Here is a 1226-nt window from a genome sequence, read left to right as displayed (position 1 = left end):
AGGCGGGGGAGATCGACGGCGGGGTGAGCCACAGCGCCCACCTGTTTCAGGCCCGGGTGCCGAAGGTGGCCGACGTGCGCACGGTGGTCGTCGGCGAGCAGGTGTTCAGTGCCCGTATCACGGCTCCGCCCGGGGTCGTCGACTGGCGAGCCGTGTACCAGAGCCTCACCTATGAGCCGATCACCTGCCCGGATGAGATCCGCGGGGCGCTGCTGCGGTTTCTCGCCGACTTCGGCCTGAACTTCGGCGCCTTCGACTTCGCGGTGACCGCGGACGGTGCATGGTGGTTTCTGGAGTGCAACCCCAACGGCCAGTGGGCGTGGCTCGAAGACGCGGCCGGACTGCCGATCACACACGCAATCGCAGACCTGTTGGAGAACGGAGCGAGCCAGCATGACTGACCCCCTGCCGTCGGAACACCTCCGGGCGGACCTCGCGCGGCGCCTGGCCAAGTCGGGCGCCCTGCACAGCCCGGAATGGGAAGCGGCCGTCATGGCCGTACCCCGTGAGGCGTTCCTCTCGCGCGGATGGTTCGAGTACGAAGACGGCGGCTGGTACCGCCCGGTGACAGGGAGCACGGCGGCCGGACTCGCGCGCATCTACGAAGACGACACCCTCGTGACGCAGGTGGCCGGGAGCGTCTTCCCCGACCAGGTCGAGGGGCGTATCGCGGCGGCCCCGTCATCGTCGTCCACCCTGCCGAGTCTCGTCGTGCGGATGCTCGAAGACCTGCGGGCGACCGAGGGTACGCGTGTACTGGAGATCGGCACGGGCACGGGCTACTCAACCGCGCTGCTGTGCCATGTCGTCGGTGAGGACAACGTGACCACGGTCGAGGTGGACGCGGAGGTGTCCGCGCGCGCCGGAATGGCCCTCGCGGGCGCCGGGTACTGGCCGACGCGCGTGGTCGGCGACGGCCTCGCGGGCTACAAGGAGGGCAGCCCGTATGACCGGGTGATCGCCACATGCAGCGTGCGCACCGTGCCCGGCGACTGGCTCGCGCAGACCCGGCCCGGTGGTGAGGTCCTGGTCACCGTCGGCGGCTGGATGCACGCATCCGAACTCGTCCGGCTGACAGTCGCCGACGACGGCACGGCCAGCGGCCCGGTTCTCGGCGGACAGGTGTCGTTCATGCTCGCCCGCCCCCACCTTCCGCCCCCGCTGGGCATCCTGCCGGACCTGAGCGAGGGCGAAGCGGCGCCCGCAGAGCTGGGCGCGGATGCGCT

2 protein-coding genes are annotated in these 1226 nt (G+C 70.6%); both read left to right on the top strand.

The window, feature by feature from the left end; all coding sequences use genetic code 11:
* Positions 1–401, top strand: a 401-nt coding sequence (locus IE225_RS32625; RefSeq protein WP_506004991.1) for an MvdC/MvdD family ATP grasp protein, incomplete at its 5' end; no start/stop codon positions are given.
* A partial coding sequence (locus IE225_RS32620) for a methyltransferase domain-containing protein (protein ID WP_190061281.1) occupies positions 394–1226 on the top strand: 833 nt, incomplete at its 3' end. The genes IE225_RS32625 and IE225_RS32620, both read left to right, overlap by 8 nt.

Source organism: Streptomyces echinoruber (assembly GCF_014651135.1).
Taxonomy (GTDB): domain Bacteria; phylum Actinomycetota; class Actinomycetes; order Streptomycetales; family Streptomycetaceae; genus Streptomyces; species Streptomyces echinoruber.
This window is presented reverse-complemented; position numbering and strand designations above follow the sequence as displayed.